This window comes from Microcoleus sp. B3-D7 (assembly GCF_036705305.1).
Taxonomy (GTDB): Bacteria; Cyanobacteriota; Cyanobacteriia; order Cyanobacteriales; family Microcoleaceae; genus Microcoleus.
The window spans coordinates 155,715-177,068 of sequence record NZ_JAUBUE010000003.1 but is presented as its reverse complement, the minus strand read 5'-3'; the positions used below and the strand labels follow the sequence as shown (position 1 = coordinate 177,068).

At 46.0% G+C, this 21,354-nt stretch carries 16 protein-coding genes; 10 read left to right on the top strand and 6 right to left on the bottom strand.

What is annotated here, in order from left to right; translation table 11 throughout:
- Positions 1 to 203 precede the first annotated feature (203 nt).
- Positions 204 to 905: a DUF4079 domain-containing protein gene (locus QUB25_RS03880; protein ID WP_333182070.1), complete on the top strand. Its 702-nt coding sequence runs from the start codon at positions 204 to 206 to the stop codon at positions 903 to 905.
- 158 nt (positions 906 to 1,063) lie between these two features.
- Here QUB25_RS03880 and QUB25_RS03875 read toward each other — a convergent pair whose 3' ends face one another.
- The 3 genes from QUB25_RS03875 to QUB25_RS03865 form a co-directional block, all read right to left on the bottom strand.
- Positions 1,064 to 1,942, bottom strand: a complete 879-nt coding sequence (locus QUB25_RS03875; protein WP_333059338.1) for a sugar ABC transporter permease — start codon at positions 1,940 to 1,942, stop codon at positions 1,064 to 1,066.
- Positions 1,943 to 2,128: 186 nt separating this feature from the next.
- Complete coding sequence (locus QUB25_RS03870; protein ID WP_333182069.1) at positions 2,129 to 3,592, bottom strand: CIA30 family protein; 1,464 nt, start codon at positions 3,590 to 3,592, stop codon at positions 2,129 to 2,131.
- 123 nt (positions 3,593 to 3,715) lie between these two features.
- A complete protein-coding gene (locus QUB25_RS03865; RefSeq protein ID WP_333182068.1) occupies positions 3,716 to 6,238 on the bottom strand; it encodes an ATP-binding protein in 2,523 nt (840 codons plus the stop codon).
- A gap of 488 nt (positions 6,239 to 6,726) precedes the next feature.
- Here QUB25_RS03865 and QUB25_RS03860 point away from each other — a divergent pair, with 488 nt between their 5' ends.
- Positions 6,727 to 7,101, top strand: coding sequence for a hypothetical protein (locus tag QUB25_RS03860; protein ID WP_333182067.1), 375 nt, complete (start codon positions 6,727 to 6,729; stop codon positions 7,099 to 7,101).
- 137 nt (positions 7,102 to 7,238) lie between these two features.
- Here QUB25_RS03860 and QUB25_RS03855 read toward each other — a convergent pair whose 3' ends face one another.
- Both QUB25_RS03855 and QUB25_RS03850 read right to left on the bottom strand, forming a co-directional pair.
- The gene (locus tag QUB25_RS03855; RefSeq protein WP_333182066.1) at positions 7,239 to 8,096 is read right to left on the bottom strand and encodes an Hpt domain-containing protein; all 858 of its coding nucleotides are present in this window, start codon (positions 8,094 to 8,096) and stop codon (positions 7,239 to 7,241) included.
- A gap of 163 nt (positions 8,097 to 8,259) precedes the next feature.
- Positions 8,260 to 9,186 (bottom strand): DMT family transporter, encoded by a 927-nt coding sequence (locus tag QUB25_RS03850; protein WP_333182065.1) that lies wholly within the window; start codon positions 9,184 to 9,186, stop codon positions 8,260 to 8,262.
- Between the two features lie 295 nt (positions 9,187 to 9,481).
- Between QUB25_RS03850 and QUB25_RS03845 the strand changes: the two genes are divergently transcribed.
- Positions 9,482 to 10,285, top strand: coding sequence for an SDR family oxidoreductase (locus tag QUB25_RS03845; RefSeq protein WP_333182064.1), 804 nt, complete (start codon positions 9,482 to 9,484; stop codon positions 10,283 to 10,285).
- Positions 10,286 to 10,434: 149 nt separating this feature from the next.
- Complete coding sequence (locus QUB25_RS03840) at positions 10,435 to 11,469, top strand: NAD(P)-dependent alcohol dehydrogenase (RefSeq protein WP_333182063.1); 1,035 nt, start codon at positions 10,435 to 10,437, stop codon at positions 11,467 to 11,469.
- A gap of 60 nt (positions 11,470 to 11,529) precedes the next feature.
- Here QUB25_RS03840 and QUB25_RS03835 read toward each other — a convergent pair whose 3' ends face one another.
- Positions 11,530 to 12,339: a calcium-binding protein gene (locus tag QUB25_RS03835; protein WP_333182062.1), complete on the bottom strand. Its 810-nt coding sequence runs from the start codon at positions 12,337 to 12,339 to the stop codon at positions 11,530 to 11,532.
- A 198-nt stretch (positions 12,340 to 12,537) separates the two neighbouring features.
- Here QUB25_RS03835 and QUB25_RS03830 point away from each other — a divergent pair, with 198 nt between their 5' ends.
- The 6 genes from QUB25_RS03830 (at position 12,538) to QUB25_RS03805 (ending at position 21,207) form a co-directional block, all read left to right on the top strand.
- Positions 12,538 to 13,518, top strand: coding sequence for an ATP-binding cassette domain-containing protein (locus QUB25_RS03830; protein WP_333059329.1), 981 nt, complete (start codon positions 12,538 to 12,540; stop codon positions 13,516 to 13,518).
- Positions 13,519 to 13,756: 238 nt separating this feature from the next.
- Complete coding sequence (locus QUB25_RS03825) at positions 13,757 to 14,545, top strand: ABC-2 family transporter protein (RefSeq protein WP_333182061.1); 789 nt, start codon at positions 13,757 to 13,759, stop codon at positions 14,543 to 14,545.
- 386 nt (positions 14,546 to 14,931) lie between these two features.
- On the top strand, positions 14,932 to 17,496 hold the full coding sequence (gene nirB / locus QUB25_RS03820) for a nitrite reductase large subunit NirB (protein ID WP_333182060.1): 2,565 nt from the start codon (positions 14,932 to 14,934) through the stop codon (positions 17,494 to 17,496).
- 210 nt (positions 17,497 to 17,706) lie between these two features.
- Positions 17,707 to 18,066, top strand: a complete 360-nt coding sequence (gene nirD / locus QUB25_RS03815) for a nitrite reductase small subunit NirD (RefSeq protein WP_333182059.1) — start codon at positions 17,707 to 17,709, stop codon at positions 18,064 to 18,066.
- Between the two features lie 216 nt (positions 18,067 to 18,282).
- Entirely contained in the window at positions 18,283 to 20,376 is a 2,094-nt protein-coding gene (locus tag QUB25_RS03810) for a HEAT repeat domain-containing protein (protein ID WP_333182058.1), read from the top strand.
- A gap of 300 nt (positions 20,377 to 20,676) precedes the next feature.
- Complete coding sequence (locus QUB25_RS03805) at positions 20,677 to 21,207, top strand: peptidoglycan-binding protein (protein ID WP_333059324.1); 531 nt, start codon at positions 20,677 to 20,679, stop codon at positions 21,205 to 21,207.
- Positions 21,208 to 21,354 lie beyond the last annotated feature (147 nt).

Genomic DNA, 21,354 nt, shown 5'->3' with positions numbered 1-21,354 from the left:
CTAGCTTCTGATTTATCAACATTTCTGGTGAGTTACCTTTCATAAAGCGTGTTTGTAGTCAGGACTTCAATCCTCTCTATGCCAGTGAATAATAACTATTAGTCCTGACTGCAAACTTACTGTGCTTAGATCGCCGGGTATGATATTATGTATCGCAAAAACCGGGTTGATGAAGCCAACCCTCTTCAACAAAAAGGTGCTCTATGGAATTTAAAGATTTTCTGGCTTTGCTGCATCCTATTTTAGCTGTAGCGATTGTTTTTCCTATGCTTGGTATTGTTCTCAATATGGGGTGGCAAACCATGCAGCGTCGGAAGCAAATTGCGATCGACACCAAGAGCAAAATTCCACCTGTAGTTGGTCCAGAACACGTCAAAGCAGGTCGAATTCTGTCAGGTTCTGTGGTAGGAGTGACGCTGTTGGGTCTAGCCTACCCGATTTTTGAGCATATTTGGAGCAAGGATGTTTGGAGCAAAAACTCGTTTCAGGTCATTTTCATTGTGCTGATGTTTGTTGCAACTGTCGCCTCTTTGGTCATGCTATATCGAGCTACACCCGCTTTATGGCGCGGCATATTTGCCACCCTAACAGGTACTGGTTTGGTGATTCTTGGCACCCAAGATGGCGTTTATCGGCGAACCAATGAATGGTATTGGTCTCACTACTACATTGGCATCACCGCTGCGCTAATTATGGTTTTCTCGCTTGCCATCATTGAAGACATTTACAAAGACCGCTCAAATCGCTGGCGCACTATCCATGTCATCTTGAGCTCGATCGCTGTGCTGCTCTTTCTGGGACAGGGAATGACCGGAACCAGGGATTTATTAGAAATTCCTCTGAACTGGCAGAAACCCTATATTTATACCTGTGATTTCGCCAATAAGACCTGCCCAAAACCGTGAGCGATCGCATTACTTCGAGATTCCAGTCTAAAATTAGTAGAAATTAGACCAATAAACCCGGTTTCTGAATCTAACAAACTCCTGGTAATCACAGGAATGAGAACGAGAAACAAAGTTTATGATGGCCGGAGCGCGTCATTTCTAATCCGTCATAAATCTTAATCATTGCGAGTCAAACCCTGAAGGCTAACTTGCAAAATCGACAAACCCAAAATTAGCAAAAACAAAACCAGCCCGATCGTACAAGCATAGCCAATTTCCAAATCCTTAAAAGCCCGTTCGTAAAGATAATAAACCACAGTCTTAGAACTATTGCGAGGCCCGCCCTGAGTCATAATATAAACTTCTTCAAAAACCTTAGTAGCAGAAATCGCAGAAATTACCGCAACTAAAACTAAATAAGGCTTCATCAGCGGCACAGTAATATCCCAGTGCTTTCCCAAACCATCAGAACCATCAATAGCAGCAGCCTCATAAAGTTCTGCCGGAATAGCTTGCAACCCTGCCAAATAAATCACCATGTAATAGCCCAATCCTTTCCAGATAGTAACCGCCATGACGCTAAAGATTGCTAACTTCGGATTAGCCAGCCAAGAAACAGGAGGTAAACCCAACAATTCCCCCAACTGATTCAGCAGTCCAGTCTCAGCAAACAGCCACTTCCAAGCAATCCCGGCGACAACCATTGAAATCACCGCCGGCGTGTAGTATGCTGCTCGAAACCAGTTCATCCCCTTAAGTTTTTGGTTGCACAAAATCGCCATTCCCAACGGTAGAACAACCAATACAGGCACAACGCAAGCGAGATACAGCAGCGTATTCGTCAACGTTTGCCAGAATGTGCGATCGCCCCACAACCTGTTAAAATTCTTCAAACCCACCCACTGCGGCATTTGAGTTAAATCATATTCGTAATTAGTAAAACTCAAATAAAAAGCTTGCACCGCCGGCCATAAAACAGTCAAACTCAAAATAAATAAAGCCGGAAGCAAAAACAAATAAGGCGTCAAGGAGCGTCGGGAAAAAGTCACAGACATAGTAATTGGTAATTGGTAACTTTACTCGTTAACAGGCTCTGCCTGGTAACGCATATCCGGAGGTTCTACCTCCACTTTTCCTACTAACAAGCCAGGCCGAGCCTCTGGATATTGATTCCCAGGCTATGCCTGGGAACCATTGATAAATCACCAAGCGTACCTCATTTTACTAAGAAGTGCGATATGTTATTTAACTCCAGAAAACAAAGCCTGCCAGTCTCCGGGAGAACTACCATTTTCCCCCTCTTTCACCTCAAAAGTAACGTTGCAAGCTTGAGGTTGTTCCAAAGCCTCCACGCACAATTCTGCAATATCTTCCCGACTGACTTTGCCCCTAATATTGTCTCCTTGCTCAAATATTAAAGCTTTGGCTCCCGGTTCTTCAGTCAAAGCGCAGGGTCTGACAACAGTATAAGGTATGCCGCTCGATCGCACACAATCTTCCCCTTTCAACTTCCAAGTCAAAATCCCCCCCAACATATCATTCATTCTGACAGCAGGCGGTTCTTCTTCCAAGTTAATTCCAGGGCGGCCCGGGCGGGTAACTCCTGCCGAACTCACCATCACAAATCGCGGCAAAGTCTGTCCCCCATCAGCTTTAATAGACTCTAACTCCAGTTGAAAAATACCAGGTGTAAATTTCGGGTTGAGCGCGCCATCATATTCAAACTTGCTCAACATTAACTGAAAAGAAAAAATACTGCTGCCATCAAATTTAGAGCCATCTTTGACAGTTTTGGCGCGGAATACTGGAATTAACTCATCAAAGGGAACAGTGACAGTAATCCAGATATTGTAAACAGTATCAAACGAATAGCAATAGCCAATTCCATCCCATTTAGCTTCGTTGCGAACAATCAATTTGTAGCGCTTGCCGTCCCCTTTCACACGTAGTTGGAGGCCACTAAATCCTGTGAGATTGAGCGGAGGATCGAAGTTGCGGGTACGCACCGAAGCAAAGCCGCCCGAGTTGGCGGTAGAAACATTGCCTGTGAATATAGCGGTATTGTCTGTCAGCCGGATCGAACTTTCGCTGGTGCCGCCCATCACAATGTCGTCGAGCGCACCCCAAGTTTCTTTTAAATCTTGGCTGGGTTTTGTAAAGTCAAAAATTGTTTTTTCGCCTGCTTGAATTAGCTGGCGGCGAACAGCTTGCACTAAATTATTGATGGCTTTGTATTCCACAATTTCGGGAACATCCACAACTTCCGGCATATAAAATTTGATGCCTTGATAGTATTTTTCCCTGGTTGGGGTGTCTCCTTCTATCGGTTGAACTTTAGTGCCGGTACAGCAGATAACTGCTTCTATGCCCTCGGTTACTAGCGGTGTTAGGGTTTCTGGGAGTGTGATATCTCCTTCGACTAACTCGACATTTTTGCCGAGAATTTCTGTTGCTCTTTTAGCATCTCTGACCAGGCAGCGTACTTTATATCCCCGCTGTTGCAGCCGCTTGACAACTCGCTTCCCGACGCCGCCGGTGGCACCGGCTACCAGTACCAGTTTGGATTGGTCTTTTTTAGTTTTGCTGCTGCTTCCAAAGAGTTGTTGCAGCCAGCTAATGCTGCCAATGAAGGGAATGACGCCGAAATAAGCCAAGGTTTTGAGAAACCGGCCGGCATCCCATTGGGCGGTTTTTTTTTCAGTCATACTAGCTTCCTCTGAATTGGCTCAAATCTACTTAGCTGCTTTTGTATTTTAATCTAATTTTCGATTTTTGAATTTGGTCGATTTCCTAGCCTTTGGGATAGCTTCGCTAGGGCGGACTTTTTTTCATTTGACAATTGGTGTCGGATGAATTTGGCTCAAGGGAATCTCAATAATCAACTCGGTTCCCTCTCCGGGGGCAGAAATGCAAGTCAATTTGCCACCGTGTTGTTCTACCACAATTTCGTGGCTAATCGCCAAACCTATCCCCGCACCTTTGCCCACCTGTTTTGTGCTAAAAAACGGCTCAAAAATTTTCTGGTGAACTGTTTGAGTCATGCCCCAACCGTTGTCCTCGATCCGAACTGCTACGGCTTTTTTTCCCGGACAAAGTTCAGTCACAATCCGAATTTGTCCGTACTTAACTGGCTCTTCTTTGTCCCCGGCTTGCGAGGATAAATTATTGTTGACAAAGGCCTCTTCGAGAGCATCAATTGCATTGGCCAGTACATTCATAAATACTTGGTTGATTTGAACTGCGTAACACTCCACCAAAGGCAGAGAGCCATATTCTTTGATGAGATGAATTGCAGGGCGATCGGGCTTCGGTTTGAGTCGATTGCTCAAAATCAGCAAAGCGCTGTCCAATCCGTCGTGAATGTCAACGGGTTTAATCTCTGCTTCGTCAATTCTAGAGAAATTTCGCAGCGACTGAACTATCTCGCGGATGCGGTTAGCTCCTACTTTCATTGAACCCAGCAACTTCGGTAAGTCTTCAACTATGAACTCTAATTCTACTGCTTCTATTTGTGCTTGAATTTCGGGCGAAGGCGACGGATAGTGCTGATCGTAAAGCTGCAATAAATTGATCATTTTTTGACTGTATTCATTAGCATAGCTAAGATTGCCGTAGATGAAGTTAATCGGGTTAGTGACTTCATAAGCTACCGCCGACACCAACTGTCCCAAACTTGACATTCTTTCGCTTTGCACCAATTGAGTTTGCGCCCGCTTAAGCTCGGACATCGCTGTTTTTAAGTTAGCAGTTTTTTCCCGTTCCCGGGCGACTGATTCTTCTAGTGCTCTATTTAATTTTTCGAGTTTATCGACTTGACACAGCACTATATTAATCATTGCTTTTTTCAGTTCCAATGCAGCGTCTATTTCGCATTGTTTCCAAGGCAACGATTTGTACCTCACATTTTCTTTCCACAGCTCGAAGGATTTCCGAGGAGACAGTCGAGGGTTGCCATATTCATCGGTTTCAAGTGGTTTGTTGGGGTTGCCCGCCCAATTTACGGTCTTAATTACTTCCGGGCGAAACCACAAAATGTATATTTTCTGAGTCGGGGATATTGCTATGGCTAAACACCCGCTGGCTGTGTTTTTAAATTCCTCAGCTTCTGGATAGCATTTGGTGAGCGAGTCTGTATAAAAAATTTCTTTATTTAAATGCTCTTGCACCCAATTAGTTAAGTATTTGAGCGCTTCTCCTTGAGGTGTTTGCCCTACTTGATAGCAATTGTCTCCAAATACTATTGCTGCTCCCTGGGCGTTGACTGCTTCTAGCAAATTATGCTGACATTTAACTAACACTTCTGACAAGTTTTCGGACGTGGATATGTCTTCAAAAATCTTGGTTTGAATGGATTTTAAGTAGAGTTTGTAGTCGTAGTCTTCGTTTCCTTCTTTTGATTGCAGTTCTAAGGACATTACTTGCCCGATAAATTCGCAGGCTGCGCGCAATTCATAGTTGAGGTGTTTTGGTGTATAGTTGTGGCAAGCAATCAATCCCCACAGTTTTTTGTCTTTGATTAATGAGATTGACATCGAAGCTGCAACGCCCATATTTTGCAGGTATTCTATGTGAATGGGAGAAACGCTTCTCAATACGCTGAAACTCAGGTTTCGGGGCTGGGTCGTGACAGCATTATTTCCTGAAACAAGGGGGACTGGTTGATAATTAATATCTGGGATTAACCTCAGCCAATTTAACGCATACAGTTGTCGGGCTTGTTTTGGAATATCTGAACTTGGGTAGTTTAATCCTAAGAAAGGACTCAGCATTTCTGCTTTGTCTTCAGCGATTACAGCGCCGTTGCCTTCGTGGTCAAATTGATAGACCATCACTCTATCAAAACCAGATATTTTTCTGACTTCTTCTACAGTTATTTGAGATAATTCCTTGAGATTTTTGGCGCTTTGAATTTTGCTGATTGTGGCTCTCACTGAATGATAAAAACTAAAAACAGAAAGATTTTCTGGGCTGGTGGCTAATTCCAACTCGACCATCAATACTTCTTCTACTCGGTGGAGGATGCAGTCAAATTCTAAATATTTACCTTTGTTTATGACAGAGAGTTTAATGGGATTAACGGTTTTTAAGTTTTCATTACACAAACAAAGCTTGAGTTTTTTTAGTTGAACTCGATTGAAGAATAAGCTCAAATTTCTACCGATCGCACTTTCCGGCTCTACTCCTAACAAATCTTGCGTATTTTCGCTGACTTGCAGTATTTCTAGTTCAGGTTCTCGTACAACAAGTAGCACTCCGTGTGGCTGAATGTGCCCCGATATGTGAATGGGTTCTCTGTCGCAGTTTGTCAAGTCAACTTCTTCGAGTGCGGGAATTGTGATTTGTAGATCCATTTTCTTTGTCTTCCGCTGTAAAATGTCGAGAGGGTTCTAATGATTGGAGATTTGAGAGCAAATTGGCTTTTCCATAATAATCTCATATTGTTCGATCGCATAATGGATCGAGCCCTGGACGGACACTGAGAATCAATCATCCGAGAATCAGCGCATCAAAATGATTTAGTCGAAAATCAGCCTGCCCTATGTGTGGCTGTTCAAGCCGCCTCAGCCTTCTAGAAAATTTATCGACTTGGCTCTTCTATACTATCGTTTCCCGATGTTAATTATCATAGCAATTGTTGCCATTCTTCAAGTATGTTTAATAATTTCCCAAAACTTTAATATTTGTGGTAAGATTTTGCCGGCTGCAAAAGGGGGAGAGAAATGCGTCTCCAGAGCGGCCTACTTACTGAAATATTAAGTTAAGGTAAGGGTGACAAGATCTGAAAGTCAAGTCACGCTAAGCTCTTTAAGTATACCCAACAGGCCCGACAATTAGACTGATGATCGACTTCAATACAATTACTGAATTTTCTCATACCTACTGCATAGCTATCTGTGCCTTTTTAGTTCCGGCAAACTTGCTGACTACTTTGCAGACAGCGATTTTGATAGGACTAAACCGACCTCGAATGCAAATTTGGGCGTCTGTAGTTGTCGCCAGCCTTTGGGCTACAGCAATGATATTTCACGTTTTTACCTGGTTCGCGATCGGGGTAGTCATGCCTCCGACATACATCTTGCTAGTTATGGGAATCACTTGTCTGACAATCAATGTCTGGGCGATAGCTCATCCTGCAAGCATGATGCAATTAATTAGAGTTGCGGTATCAGTTGTTAGGGGAGCTTTCAGAAGGAACAAGGATTTAGTTGTCTAACAGAGAAAGATCTAATTATCTAGCAACTCAAAAAAAAATAGGCAGGGGTAATGTGAAATGTTTCCGGGAAAATATTGGTTTCAGAAGAAAGTTTTTCGGGTGGCCAATCGTAGTTCCGAGGGCTGAGTTTTCAGCGCTTATTCCGGTTCGCGATCGCGACAATCTTCGGTTTCCGGGCCGCGGGGATGGATCGTGCAGTTGAGCAGGTAGCCGCCGTCGCTTCTGCCGTAATAGTAGCGGCATCCGATGCAAATTGCGGGAGGTTTGATCGCACTTTGGTAAACCGGATAATCTGCAGTCGCCAGCAGCGAAAAGTCCCGCTGCGTCTGAACATTCCCGATAATAGCGCCCGAGAGTTCGACAGCTTGGCGGATGTTTTCGATCCTGGTGTAAGGCGGCAGGTAAATGTCAATACACAGGCGTATCCCCTGGCTATCCTGATCGTGGCGGGTAATAGTGCCTCCCAGCAAACCAACGCGCGAAGCGATAGCCGAGGAAAATTCGCTCAGGGAGGTGCAGTAACCGGAGAAAACGTGAATATGTTCGTCCGTAGTAGCTCTCACAGTCAGGCGAGTAGGAATTCGCAATCTCAGGTAAGCGTCGAGTTCGTCAAAAACCGGTTCGGCGAGGGAGAGCATTTGGTTTGCGTCTTCGTGGTTGAGCCCAAAACCCTTAGAAACCTTGGACACGAGGGCGGCTAAAATATCAAAAACTTCGGTTAAGAGCGATTGTAGCCTGCTATCAATGGCGATCGGACATTCTCTAAGCAGCTTTAAATAATCCTCCAACCGATGAGCAATGCGCTGAATGCTGCTAAATCCGAGCATAGCTGCTCCCCCTTTAATCGAGTGCGAGGCTCGGATGAGCTGGTGTATTCTTTGGGGTTCTGGCACGGTGTTTTGCAAACCTTGCAAGCCTTGCCCGATAATTTGGATCTGTTCTGTGGCTTCTTCGATAAAGTAGCCGATGATCCGCTGTAGTTGTTCTGGCAGCATAATTTTATTCTCCTAAAGGCCGCCGAGTATTATTAGTCATTACTCAGACCTTTGATAGTTTTGAATCGATATTTCACTGATGAGTTATTGGGGTTTTTAAGCCCTAATTTGTTTTATTCTGACTCACGGCAAGTGTAGTGGCAATGTCGAAAACTGTTAACTCTTAACTGTTGACAGTAATTTTTTTTGCTCCGAGGGTAGCGGTTGCTACCCCCAACAGCAGCACCGCAGCACCTGCGAGTACCGCCGGCGCCGGCACTTCCCCAAACAGCAAATAACCCAACCAACTCGCCCCAACCGGTTCAAACAAGATGGCAAGAGTTACCAGAGTTGGGGAAATCTGCACTACCGCCCAGTTCAAAATGGTGTGGCCGACTAACTGAGGCAAAGCAGCCGTTAACAAAATATAAAAATATACAATGTCGGGGTAATTAGTATAAGTAGTGCCGAAGGCGAAGGGGAGAGGCAGCAGGACGATCGCAGCAACAGTATAGGCGATCGCGATATATCCACCAATTCCCAGTCCCCGCCGCTGAGCTTCCCGGCCCAGCAGCAAATACAAGCTGACAGCCCAGGAACCAGCCAGAGCCAGGAAATCGCCCAGCAGTTGGCTGCTGCCAGCATGGGCTGCGCCCGCACTTCCGAGGGCGATCGCCATTCCCCCAGTCAGGGCTATAGTAATGCCAGCGATCGACATTTTGCTGAGTTTTTCCCCGAACCAGAAGCGCGACAAAAGCGCTACCCAGACAGGATTAGTGGTGACAAGGGCCGTCGAGGCGGCGATCGAAGTATAAGAAAGTGAGGTAATCCAGAGGGCAAAATGCAGGGCGAGACACAAACCCGCAGCAGCAGCATAGCGCCGAGCTCCCGGTTCCAGCGCGTTCCACTGAATTTTCCGCCAAGCCGGAAGCAGAATTAAAGCAGATAAAGTCAGACGAGAGGCCGCGAGTACCAAACTGAAACCCAAACCGCCCGCCCCTGCTGAAAAGTTAGCCAGCCGAATTAAGATTGAGGAAGTTGAGACGGCTAAAACGCCGATAATTAACACTAGGGCGATCGACCAATTAGGCGTTTGTTTCGGAAGATTCATTATTTAAGCATGGGGCATTGGGCATTGGGCATTGGGCATTGGGCATTTGGAAAATTTACAAAGCAATTTTCGCACAAATTATGAATAATTTCTATTCTCTTCTTCTCCTCTCCTCTCCTCTCTTGCTTCGTGTCCTAGCGCTTACGCGGTTCGTTAAAAAAAGCCTATTCCCGAAGCACAAAGAATTCCTATAGTCAATAATTATTAATATAGAGCCCCCCTAAAATTACCAGACCTCTGTTATAGTTTCAATATCGTAAAAAACAAATTACCCACTTACAATTTATAACTATCTATGGCTCCTACAGTTTTGATTACAGGCGCTTCTCAAGGAAGCGGCAAAGCAACAGCAATTTTATTTGCAAGTAAAGGTTACGATGTAGTTATGGTAGCTCGCCAGCCAGAGAGATTGGCAGCAGCAGCGGCTCAAGTGCAGCGAGAAGGCACTTCGGCTGTCGCTATCCCGGGGGATGTTGGCGACAGTCAACAAGTGCGCGCGATCGTCCAAAAAGCCCTAGATGCCTGCGGTAACATAGATGTTTTAGTTAACAATGCTGGCATTTGTCTCACGGGGGCGATCGAGCACACTACCTCCGAAGACTGGCAGCAATTAATGAATACCAATTTTTGGGGTTGCGTTAACACAATTCAAGAAATCTTGCCACATTTTTTGCAACGAAAAACAGGGACAATAGTCAATGTTGGTTCTATTGGTGGCAAAATGCCTTTGCCTCAAATGACTGCTTATTGTGCCAGCAAATATGCAGTAACCGGTTTAACAGAAACTTTGCGATTGGAATTAGCGCCTCAAGGTATTCACGTTTGCGCCGTGCATCCGGGCCTGATTAACAGTGATTTTTTAGAAAGAGCTCAATTTCGCGATCGAGACGAACCCGCCGTCGAATCGCGCCGTCAGCAAATGAGCAAAATGCTGAAATCTGAGTGGGCAACTCAGCCAGAAGATATTGCTAAAGCTATCTGGGATGCTGTGAAAAATCAGCGTGCAGAAGTTACCGTCGGCCCTGCTTTTTTGGCATCGGAAGCTTATCGTTTGTTCCCCGGTTTGATGCAGTGGGCAATGGAAAAAGGCAAGTTGTGAGACTAATTGGTAATGGATAATTGGTAACTGGTAAGGTACCCAGGGCGCACCAGACAAATTATTAGTAACGCGCCTGAGTCCTAGTGGCAGCTTCCCTTGAATATATACAACTAAAGAAAGAGACTGCTAAACCCGCCCCGAACACTATAATGGCAAACAAACCAGGAAACACCACCATGCAAATCAAAGCACTGGCAGCTAAAAAAACAGGGGGATTGCTTGAAGAATACAAATTCGATGTTGAACCTCCCAAAGTACATGAATGTCTGATAAAAGTCTTAACTTGCGGCATCTGTCACTCAGACTTACACATGATTGACAATGACTGGGGTCAATCAAAATATCCCCTCGTTCCGGGCCACGAAGTTATCGGAGAAGTGGCAGAAATAGGGCCGCAAGTGACTCATTTAAAAGTGGGCGATCGCGTTGGTGTCGGCTGGCAAAGGTCGTCTTGTTTGCAGTGCCGCGACTGCTTGCGCGGTAACGAAAATCTCTGCGATGAAAACCAGGGATTAATTGTTACAGGCCCGGGCGGTTTTGCCGATTATTTGATGGTAGATTCCCGGTTTGCTTTTCCTATTCCCAAAGGCATCGATTCCAAAATAGCGGGGCCGCTGTTGTGCGGCGGAATTACGGTTTACGCTGGTTTGCGGAATGCGGGGATGAGTTCCGGGCAAGAAATTGGCATTCTCGGCATCGGCGGATTGGGACACATGGCAGTGCAATTTGCGAAAAAATTAGGCAACCGCGTTACAGTTTTTACTACTTCCCAAGATAAGGCAGAATTTGCACAGAAAATGGGGGCGGACGAAGCTATTGTAGTAGGAAAAGGCGAAATTCCTCAAGCGCCCAGCAGCAAATTAGATATTTTGTTGAGCACTGTTCCTGCTGCTTTAGATTGGGTTCCTTACATTGATTTTCTCGATTCTGACGGTGCGCTTGCTTTTGTGGGAGTTCCCGACGCACCTTTGAGCATTCCCTTGTTTCCGTTGCTGATGAAGCGACGGCGAATTATGGCTTCGCCGATCGGCGGTCGCGCTATGATTAATGAAATGCTGTCAATTGCAGAGAAGTTTGGGATTGAGCCGATTATCGAAGTTTTTGCGATCGCACAAGCGAATGAAGCAGTGCAGAAAGTCCGGGACAATCAAGTGCGCTATCGCGCAGTTTTGACGGTGAGTTAGATAATGCGTAATGGGTAAGGTGCGCTAGGCGCACCCTACTAAAAATATATAAGCAACGAATTAAAGCAAAGCATTAGCATTAATAAAACGACCGTTTAAATCGGCTGGGGTCACGTTCAACACAGTACCCAACAAAGCATTAGTAAAACCAAATCTAATATTAGTAGCTTCCACACGGCCGTTGCCATCGGGATCGAGACTTCGCTGGGAGATGCCGCCCTTGGCTAATAAGCTAGTTCCACCGGCTATACTTGCAGGATCGATCAGCAGCAGTCTCGGATCGTTCAAGCTATAACTTACCTCTTCCAAGGAGATATTGCTACTGGTAAATGCCACACTAATGCCAATCGAATCGCTAGACTTATCAAAATCCACAATTACCGCGTCAGAAACTTCTATTCCAACTAATCTGCTTCCCGCTTGATCGACTCGCAAAACAAAGACATCGCTCCCTGCACCACCTTGGTAAATATCCACCTCTCTATCGCCAATTAAAGTATCATTACCGTCACCGCCCACTAACAAATCAACACCTTGTCCTCCACGCAGCAAATCATTTCCCGCACCCCCATCAAGGAAATCGCTATTTCTATCTCCTGTCAAGAAATCCTCGCCAATTTCTCCCAAAACATCGTCATCATCTTTGCCACCGTAAATAGAATCACTGCCGACACCACCTAACAGACTGTCTTTACCATCGTTACCGAAAATCCGTTCTGCATCTGACGCGCCCCTGACAGTATCATTGCCGCCCACCATCCAAAGTCCCCCAGGAAAACTAGCAAGTTGTCCTGGTGCAAGTGTAATATTTTCAGGAGAATTGTCTCCTACCAAACGAGGGATGTCTGAATTATCTGGGGTGAGTACCATAATTGTAAACTTTGTGCGATGTGAGCATGGATATTGTGCAATATTCTACAGCTTATTAGGGTGCGCCAGAACATAGTTACTTCCTGACTCGCGATCGAGCAATCGCTGGCGCACCCTAATAGACAGCTCGATCGCTCCATCTTGGCACAAGCCTGATGGAAATACCCTAGATTAAAATAAAAGTTAAAATTTGAACCGATGCCAATTATCTTAGTTGAAGACTTGAGCAAAGTTTATCCGGTAGCGATTAAAGAACCGGGGCTTAAAGGAACAGTGCGACACTTTTTTAGTCGCACTTACCGCAATATCAAAGCAGTTGAGGGCGTTTCTTTCAGTATTGAACCGGGGGAAGTGGTGGGGTTTCTCGGTGCTAACGGTGCGGGCAAAACTACTACGCTGAAAATGCTGACTGGTTTGATTTATCCCTCGGCTGGTACTGTGAGAGTGTGCGATCGTACTCCTTTCCGTCGCGAAGCCGATTTTTTGCAAAAAATTACCTTAGTGATGGGGCAAAAACAGCAGTTAATTTGGGATTTACCCGTGCTTGACTCTCTACGAATCAATGCCGCAGTCTACGGCATTCCCGATACAGATTATCGACGGCGAGTCGGAGAATTAACAGAGATGCTGTCACTAGAAGGCAAGTTGAATCAGCCGGTACGAAAGCTTTCTTTAGGCGAACGGATGAAAGCTGAATTGATGGCGGCCCTGCTGCACCAGCCGGAGGTATTATTTTTAGATGAACCGACTTTAGGTTTGGATATAAACGCACAGTTTAGCGTCAGGCAATTTCTGCGAGAATATAACGAGCGCTATCAAGCAACGGTGCTGTTGACGAGCCATTACATGGCTGACATTACTGCTTTGTGCAAGCGCGTTTTGTTAATCCATGAAGGGCAATTAGTTTATGATGGCAGTTTAGACGGATTGCTCGACAGGTTTGCACCTTATCGGGAAGTTCAGGTAAAATTAGCTAAGCCGCTGGCAAAAGATAGTGCTTTTGCTTACGGCGAGGTAGAATCTATTGAGGGACAATCGGTGCGGTTTTTGGTGAAAAGGGAAGAGCTGACGGTAAGCGTGGCGAAGATTTTGGCGGACTTGGACGTAATAGATTTAACTGTTACCGACCCGCCAATTGAAGAGGTAATTGGTAGAGTTTTTCGCACGGGAAAAGTGTAAGGTTTTTTGGATAAGATCATTCTCTATAACAGGCATCTTGCCTGTTCTACTAGACTGATAAAGTAGAACAGGCAAGATGCCTGTTACACTAGAGATTTAGTGTTTTTGTGGAACGGGGTTCTAGCCCGTTGCTAACCCCAAAAAACAGGCAAGATGCCTGTTTCAGTAGAGATTCAGTGTTTTTGTGGAACGGCTTTTAGCCCGTTACTAACACCTCAAAATTAACTCTAAAATTGATATGAACAGAATTGTTAGAATTGCTAAAACTTTGCTAGTTACCTACTATGCTTATATGCTCGAATACCGGGCGGAATTGTTTTTGTGGGCGCTGTCGGGAGCTTTGCCGTTTATCTTGATGGGTGTCTGGATGCAGGCGGCAGAAACGGGTCAATTTGGGCTGAATTCTATCGACTTTGCCCGTTATTTTTTAGCTGCTTTCATTGTCAGGCAAACAAATGTAGTTTGGGTGATTTGGGAGTTTGAAAAGGAAGTAGTGCAAGGCAGGCTATCTAATAGATTGTTACAGCCTCTCGATCCCGTATGGCACCACTTCGTATCTCACATTTCCGAAAGGTTTGCGAGGCTGCCGTTTGTATTGGGATTAGTGCTGCTGTTTTTTGCACTTTACCCGCAGTCTTTTTGGCTGCCGAGTTTGGGCAGGTTTTTGCTTTTTTCGCTGGTTATTATATTGGCTTTTTGTCTGCGGTTTCTTATACAGTATACCTTTGCGCTGTTTGCTTTTTGGCTGGAAAGGGCAAGTGCGATCGAGCAATTCTGGTTTCTAATTTACCTGTTTTTATCGGGACTTATCGCGCCGCTAGAAGTGTTTCCTGCACCCGTGCGCGAAGTAGTTTTGTGGACGCCTTTTCCTTATTTGATTCATTTTCCCGCTTCAATCTTGATAGGATTACCCGTAGATGTAGGCCGCGGTTTGTTGGTAATGTTGGGTTGGAGTGCGGTGTTTTTTGTGTGGAATCGCTGGCTTTGGCGGCAGGGATTGAAGCAGTATTCGGGCATGGGAGCGTGAACTACCCAGCGCTGATGCTACAGTATTCCTCATATGCGAGAATAGTTATAAATCAAGTGGGCATTCAACTCACTTAATTTGTGCGTTTTCATCCCCTCACTTCACTCGTACGGTTTTGGGCGCGGGACTTGCCGCTTGTTAGTTAAATAATAATTAAAAATTATAAAAGTCTAGAGTCCTTCCTAGTATAATACTAATCTTTTTGTCAAAAAGACTTAGGTGAAGCACCGTATTTACCTCGATCGCAGACATCATGCAAAAATGCAATCGGGAGTATTCGACAATTGCATAAACATCCATTTTTTGTATATATAAGTACAAAAATTTACAATAAAGTCTTATATTAATAAACCCAACGACTGATAAACGGGATAAAAGAGATTCTAATGACAGCCAAAAAAAACCTCATTGTAATTGGCAATGGCATGGTAGGTCACAAGTTCCTAGAGTTAATGGTCAGCTCGGATGCTGCCAAACACTGGAATTTAATTACTTTTTGTGAAGAACCGCGCGTTGCTTACGATCGCGTAAACCTCAGCGGATTTTTCTCTGGCAAAACAGCGGGAGATTTATCTTTAGTTGCACCGGGATTTTACCAAGAAAACGGCATCCAAATTTACATCGGCGACAAAGCAGTCGCCATCAATCGGGAACAAAAAATAGTTTATTCAGCCAACGGTTTAGAAGTTTCCTACGACAAAATTGTTCTCGCGACTGGTTCCTATCCATTTGTGCCATCAATTAAAGGCAAAGACGCTACAGGAACTTTTGTTTACCGGACAATTGATGACCTGGAGGCGATGTCAGATTACGCTAAAAATTGCAAAACTGGTGTAGTAATTGGCGGCGGTTTGTTAGGTCTAGAGTGTGCTAACGCTCTGCAAAATATGGGTCTAAAAACTCACGTTGTTGAGTTTGCGTCGCGGCTGATGCCCGTGCAAGTTGACGAAATTGGCGGGGCAATTCTCCGCAGCAAAATAGAAGAGTTGGGGGTTTCGGTTCATACCAGCAAATCTACCACAGAAATTGTCAGCGAAGATGGCAAAGTTACTAAAATGCTGTTTGCTGACGGTTCGGAATTGGCAACAGATATGATAGTGTTTTCTGCTGGCATTCGCCCCCGCGACGAAATTGCCCGAAGTTGCGGTATAGAAGTAGGAGAACGCGGTGGCATAATCATAAATGATAGCTGCCAAACCTCCGATCCTGACATTTATGCGATCGGAGAATGCGCGCTGTATCAAAATCGCATCTACGGCTTAGTTGCGCCTGGGTATACAATGGCAAGCGTAGCGGCAGATATTTTGGGCAGTGCAGCCGATGACAGGCAGGATGCCCGTTCCACAAGCACTTTTACAGGTGCGGATATGTCCACTAAACTCAAATTATTGGGGGTGGATGTCGCTAGTTTTGGAGATCCTTTTCCCAAGTCAGCCGATGCTAAAGAAATTGTTGTCACTGACACCTTCCAAGGCATTTACAAAAAATTAGTTTTAAATCAAGACGGCAGCCGAATTTTAGGCGGAATTCTCGTGGGAGATGCTTCGGCTTACGGCACGTTGCTGCAATTCATGCAAAATGAAATTGCTCTGCCGCCGCATCCCGAAGATTTGTTAATGCCACCGCGAGAAGGGGGAGTCCCGGCGGGTTTTGGAGTAGACAGTTTGCCGGATTCGGCTCAAATTTGTTCTTGCAATAATGTTACTAAAGGGCAGATTTGTGAAGCGATTCGCGATCGCAATTTAACAGATGTTGCCAGCGTCAAGAAATGCACTCAAGCTGGGACTGGCTGCGGTGGCTGCGTGCCTTTGGTGACGGATATCTTCAAGTCGGAGATGAAAAAAGCTGGGTTTGCAGTCAAAAATAATCTCTGCGAACATTTTGAATATTCTCGTCAAGAATTGTACCATTTAGTGCGATCTCAAGAGATTAAAACCTTTGAGGAGTTGATTGAAAGACACGGCAAAGGTAAGGGTTGCGAAATTTGCAAGCCTGCTGTTGGTTCGATGCTGGCTTCTACTTGGAACGACCATATTTTAGAGAAGTCTCACGTCGGTTTGCAAGATACGAACGATTACTTTTTGGCAAACATTCAGCGCGACGGTACTTATTCGGTGGTGCCGCGAATACCGGGAGGAGAAATCACTCCCGATAAGTTGATTGTTTTGGGTGAAGTTGCCAGGGATTTTGGGCTTTATACTAAGATTACTGGCGGGCAACGGATTGATTTGTTTGGAGCTCGCGTGGATCAATTGCCACATATTTGGCGTCGGTTGATTGATGCGGGATTTGAGTCGGGACACGCTTACGGTAAGGCTCTGCGTACTGTAAAATCTTGTGTTGGTAGCACTTGGTGCCGCTTTGGGGTGCAGGATTCAACGAGTTTGGCGATCGAGGTTGAATTGCGGTATCGTGGTTTGCGATCGCCCCACAAGCTCAAATCTGCTGTCTCTGGTTGCACTCGCGAATGCGCGGAAGCTCAAAGCAAGGATTTTGGGATAATTGCGACAGAGAATGGTTGGAATTTGTACGTGTGCGGCAATGGCGGCATTAAGCCACAGCACGCGGTTTTGCTGGCGACGGATATCGATAAGGAAACGCTGATTAAGTATATCGATCGATTCTTGGTTTTCTACATCCGCACCGCCGACAGATTGGAACGCACTGCTACTTGGTTGAACAAGCTTGAGGGCGGCATTGAATACTTGAAACAGGTGATAATTGAGGATTCTCTGGGCATTTGTGCTGAATTAGAAGCGCAGATGGAACATTTAGTGAATACTTATCAATGTGAGTGGAAAACGACGATTGAAGACCCACAAAAGGTGCAGCGGTTCCAGCATTTTGTGAATTCCGATTTGCCCGATCCGAGTATTGTTCGTGTTGCGGAACGGGGACAAACGCGGCCTGCTAACGAACATGAAAAGGCTCTGGTTGGAGTTTCGGAATAACCCCTCCCCAGCCCTCCCCTTGCTAAGGGGAGCGAGCAAGATTTAATCTCGTTTAATCTCGTTCCCAGGCTCTGCCTGGGAATGAAGTCCCGGAGGCTATGCCTCCTCGAACCGTAAGCCAGAGCCTCCTTCGGCGAGGCAGAGCCTCGAAACCTACGTTCCCAGCCGGAGACTGGGAACGAGATTGAAGTAAATTAACAGGAAAAGAAGATGGTTCAATCATTACAAGTTTCCGATACAGTAACAACTTGGGTAGATGTGTGTTCTCTCGATGCGATCGCCCCTTATACTGGAGTTTGCGCTTTAGTTAAAGGCGAACAAGTCGCGATTTTCCGAGTGGGAAACGGGGATGAAGTTTATGCGCTTAGCAATTACGACCCGTTTAGCAAAGCTTTTGTTTTGTCGCGGGGACTTGTGGGCGATCGCAACGGCACTCTCAAAGTTGCTTCTCCCATTTACAAGCAAAACTTTAGTCTCACTACCGGGCAATGTCTGGATGATGAAACGGTAAAGATTCCTACTTTTGCGGTTCGGGTTGTAGCCGGTCGCGTCCAAGTAGCTGTTAGTTAGATTCAGGGGCTTAATTGTTCGATCGCCATCCGCCACCACCTAACATTCCTGTGGGTGCTGGCGGATTTTGCCTTGGGGCCCTCCCGACTCAGTATTTTTCGTATAAAATAGAGTCGATTGGTTCCATACTCCAGCATCGCTCAAAAAATCTCAACTAATATCCGAGCTGATGCGAGGATTTTCAATGCAAACAAACTTCAGGGGCAGGGTATCGGTATGTTGTTAAAAAAACTTGTTTCCGAAAATAATCCCCAGACTGTAGCAGAGTTAATCCATGCCCAACTCAAAATCGGTCAACTGACTTGGGGCGAACTCAACATACAAGTTTTCGGCCAGCACTGGCGGGACGAATCTTTGCACGAAGTCCTCAGAGAAATTGCAGTTAAGCTCGACAAAGAAACAGCGAGCCAAATTATAGAATATCTCACAGATCAAAACGGTCAACAAGAAAAATTTATTAATTTGTTTTTAGCAGCACAATGCCTGTTAAAAGTTAAAAATGATGTTAATAAAAAAACCGCCAAAAAACTGTTAAATGCTTTAAAAAAGTTATCGCAATACGGTACGGGTTTCCTGATTCTTTATCAAAGCGCTCAAGAATTGCAGGAAACTTATCAAATTCGCAATCGATCGATCGCGGCGATCGCCCAAACTTGGAAAAACGACCCGCAAACCCTGCCCTGGCTGAAAATACTCGCTCACTCCACCGACTGTGGCGAAGTCCGAGCCACAGCAGTCGAAGCAATAGCCCGTGGTTGGCCAGAGCAGCCTGAAATTTACCTGATGCTCAAAAACCTCGCCAAATCAGATGGAAGCTGGGCAGTGCGATCGACCTGTGTGCGAGAAATGGCTTGTGGTTGGCCAGACACGAGCGATACCTTGCCGCTGCTGACTGCCTTGGCTCAGTTTGATCAAAGTCCCGCAGTTCGCACCGCAGCACTCGAACAATTGGCCTCTAATTGGCCCGATCGCACAGATACCTTGCTGCTGCTGAGAACCGCCGCCGAATCCGACGAAAATTTGGGAGTGCGAGTCTGTGCGTGGCAAGAAATAGCCAGAGGTTGGCACAGCCTTTTAGGCACGGCCTCCCTGCTCAAAAACCTTGCCCAGACAGGAAGTTCTATCCTGCGAACCGTAGCGGTGCGGGAGTTGGCAGCGGGCTGGCCCGCCGCAGCCGACGTTGGCCTGCTGCTGAAAAGCCTAGCCGAATCCGACAGCAGCAAAGAAGTGCGGACAGCAGCCTTAGAAGAATTGGCCTCGCACTGGCCCGACGAACCAGACATTTACCCACTGCTGAAAACTAAAGCCGAGTCCGACGCGAGTTCGAGTGTCCGGCGCTCCGCAGTGCAAGCAATTGCCTCTGGCTGGCCCGGGAACCCCGAAACTCTGACTTTTTTGAAAAATATAGCATTGGGCGATCGCGACGCCGACCTGCGCGAAATAGCCCTACAACAGATAGCCGCAGGTTGGCCCGACCATCCAGAAACCCTGCCCCTGCTGCAAAAAATAGCTGATTCCGAGGATTACTGGACTGTGCGACAAGTAGTAGTGGAGGCTGTCGCCGCAGTGGCATCAGGAAGTATCGAAGTCTTTGGCTGGTTGCAAAATCTCGCCGCGTCTGACAGACACCTCAACGTGCGAGAAACTGCGGTGGAAGAGATCGCAAAACGCTGGTCTCACCGGGGCGAGACGCTGCCTTTCCTCAAAAGCAGGGTCGAGTTGGAGCATGATTCTCACTTGCTGAGCGTGCTTGTGCGATCGATCGTGCGGGGGTGGCCAGACGACCCGGAAACCTTGTGTTGGCTGAAAATTCAGCTCGATTCTGGGGAAGCGCTGGTGCGGCAAGCGGCGGTGCTTGAACTCGCTTACAACTGGCCGGACAATCCTGAAACTTGGATGCTGCTGGAGGCTCAAGCAGAGGGCGATGAGAGTCCCGCTGTCAGGCAAATCGCTTTGCAAAAGTTAGCCCGGGCACGGACAAATCAGTCTCAAACTTTCGAGTGGCTCAAAAGTAGATCTCAAAAGGATGAAGATTCGCAGGTGCGGGCGATCGCCCTGGTAGAGTTAATGCGGGGATGGAAAGATGAGCCGGGAATGTTTGAGTTTTTGCGCGATCAAACTTTGAGCGATCCTGACAATCAAAACGGTTCTTTTCCTTACAATCCCCGATTTACAGCGCTCGAAGCGATTATCGAACATTATCCCGAAAATCCGGGAGTTGTGCCGCTGTTGCGATCGCTTGCAGTTTCCGACGCAGAAGAGCAAGTGCGGGCATTAGCGGGCCGCCGGCTACGTAGCCAAGACTGGTAAGTGGAAATAATCCTTTAGACACCCTGAAAAATTCATCATGCCTGCTCTTCTTTCTGGAGTTTGAGGAGGCTCCAACTTTAGGCGTTTAGACATAACTTGTCCTCCTTGCACTCTTAACATTCTTTCAGAATATCATTCCGCCGCAGCCGGAAGAGATATTAACAGTTAACACTGGGACTAACTCAAACGAGTGACACTCAAATGAGTGACACTCGAAAAAGTGACTGTGCATCCACAAATTCCACCAGTTATACCTGAAATATCAAACATCAAAACTTAAATGTTGAGAGGAAGCACATTATGTACACCGAAGAAAGAAGCTTGAACAATGAAACTATGGCTCTCGTCGCCGATACTACTGCTCAATCAACTCTTGCATTTGCTGAAACCACGGGAGTAAACAAACCCACTTTACAAATGGGTTCAACAGGTCAAGCTGTCAAAGAACTACAACAGCTTCTATATCATTGGGGTTATTATTTTGGCCCGATTGACGGTATCTTCGGTGTCCAAGTTCAGAACGCGGTCAAAGGCTATCAACACCGGGTCTTTTTAAAAGAAGATGGGATTGTCGGCCCTATCACTTGGGAAGCACTATACTCTGGTGCACCTGTGAATATGCCGGTCGTCATGAAGGGCAGTTCTGGTAATGCTGTTAAAATTGTTCAAAATGTCTTAAAAATCAATGGATACTATTTCGGATTCAGTGACGGATTCTTCGGGCCGATGACAGATGTAGCCGTGCGACAATTGCAACTGAGCAAGGCTTTACCGCAAGATGGAATTGTAGGCTATAGAACTTGGCACGCCCTCAGCAATTTACCGCACTAATAACGGGTTGGATTCATATCAATTCCGGTTGCACTCCTCATGATTGTTGACTGTTGACTGTTTAGTCGAGAGCCAAAAACTGAATGGTTGAGTGTTAACTGTTGACTCGATTTTCTGATTCCGAGGCAACCGGAAACCATATGATGA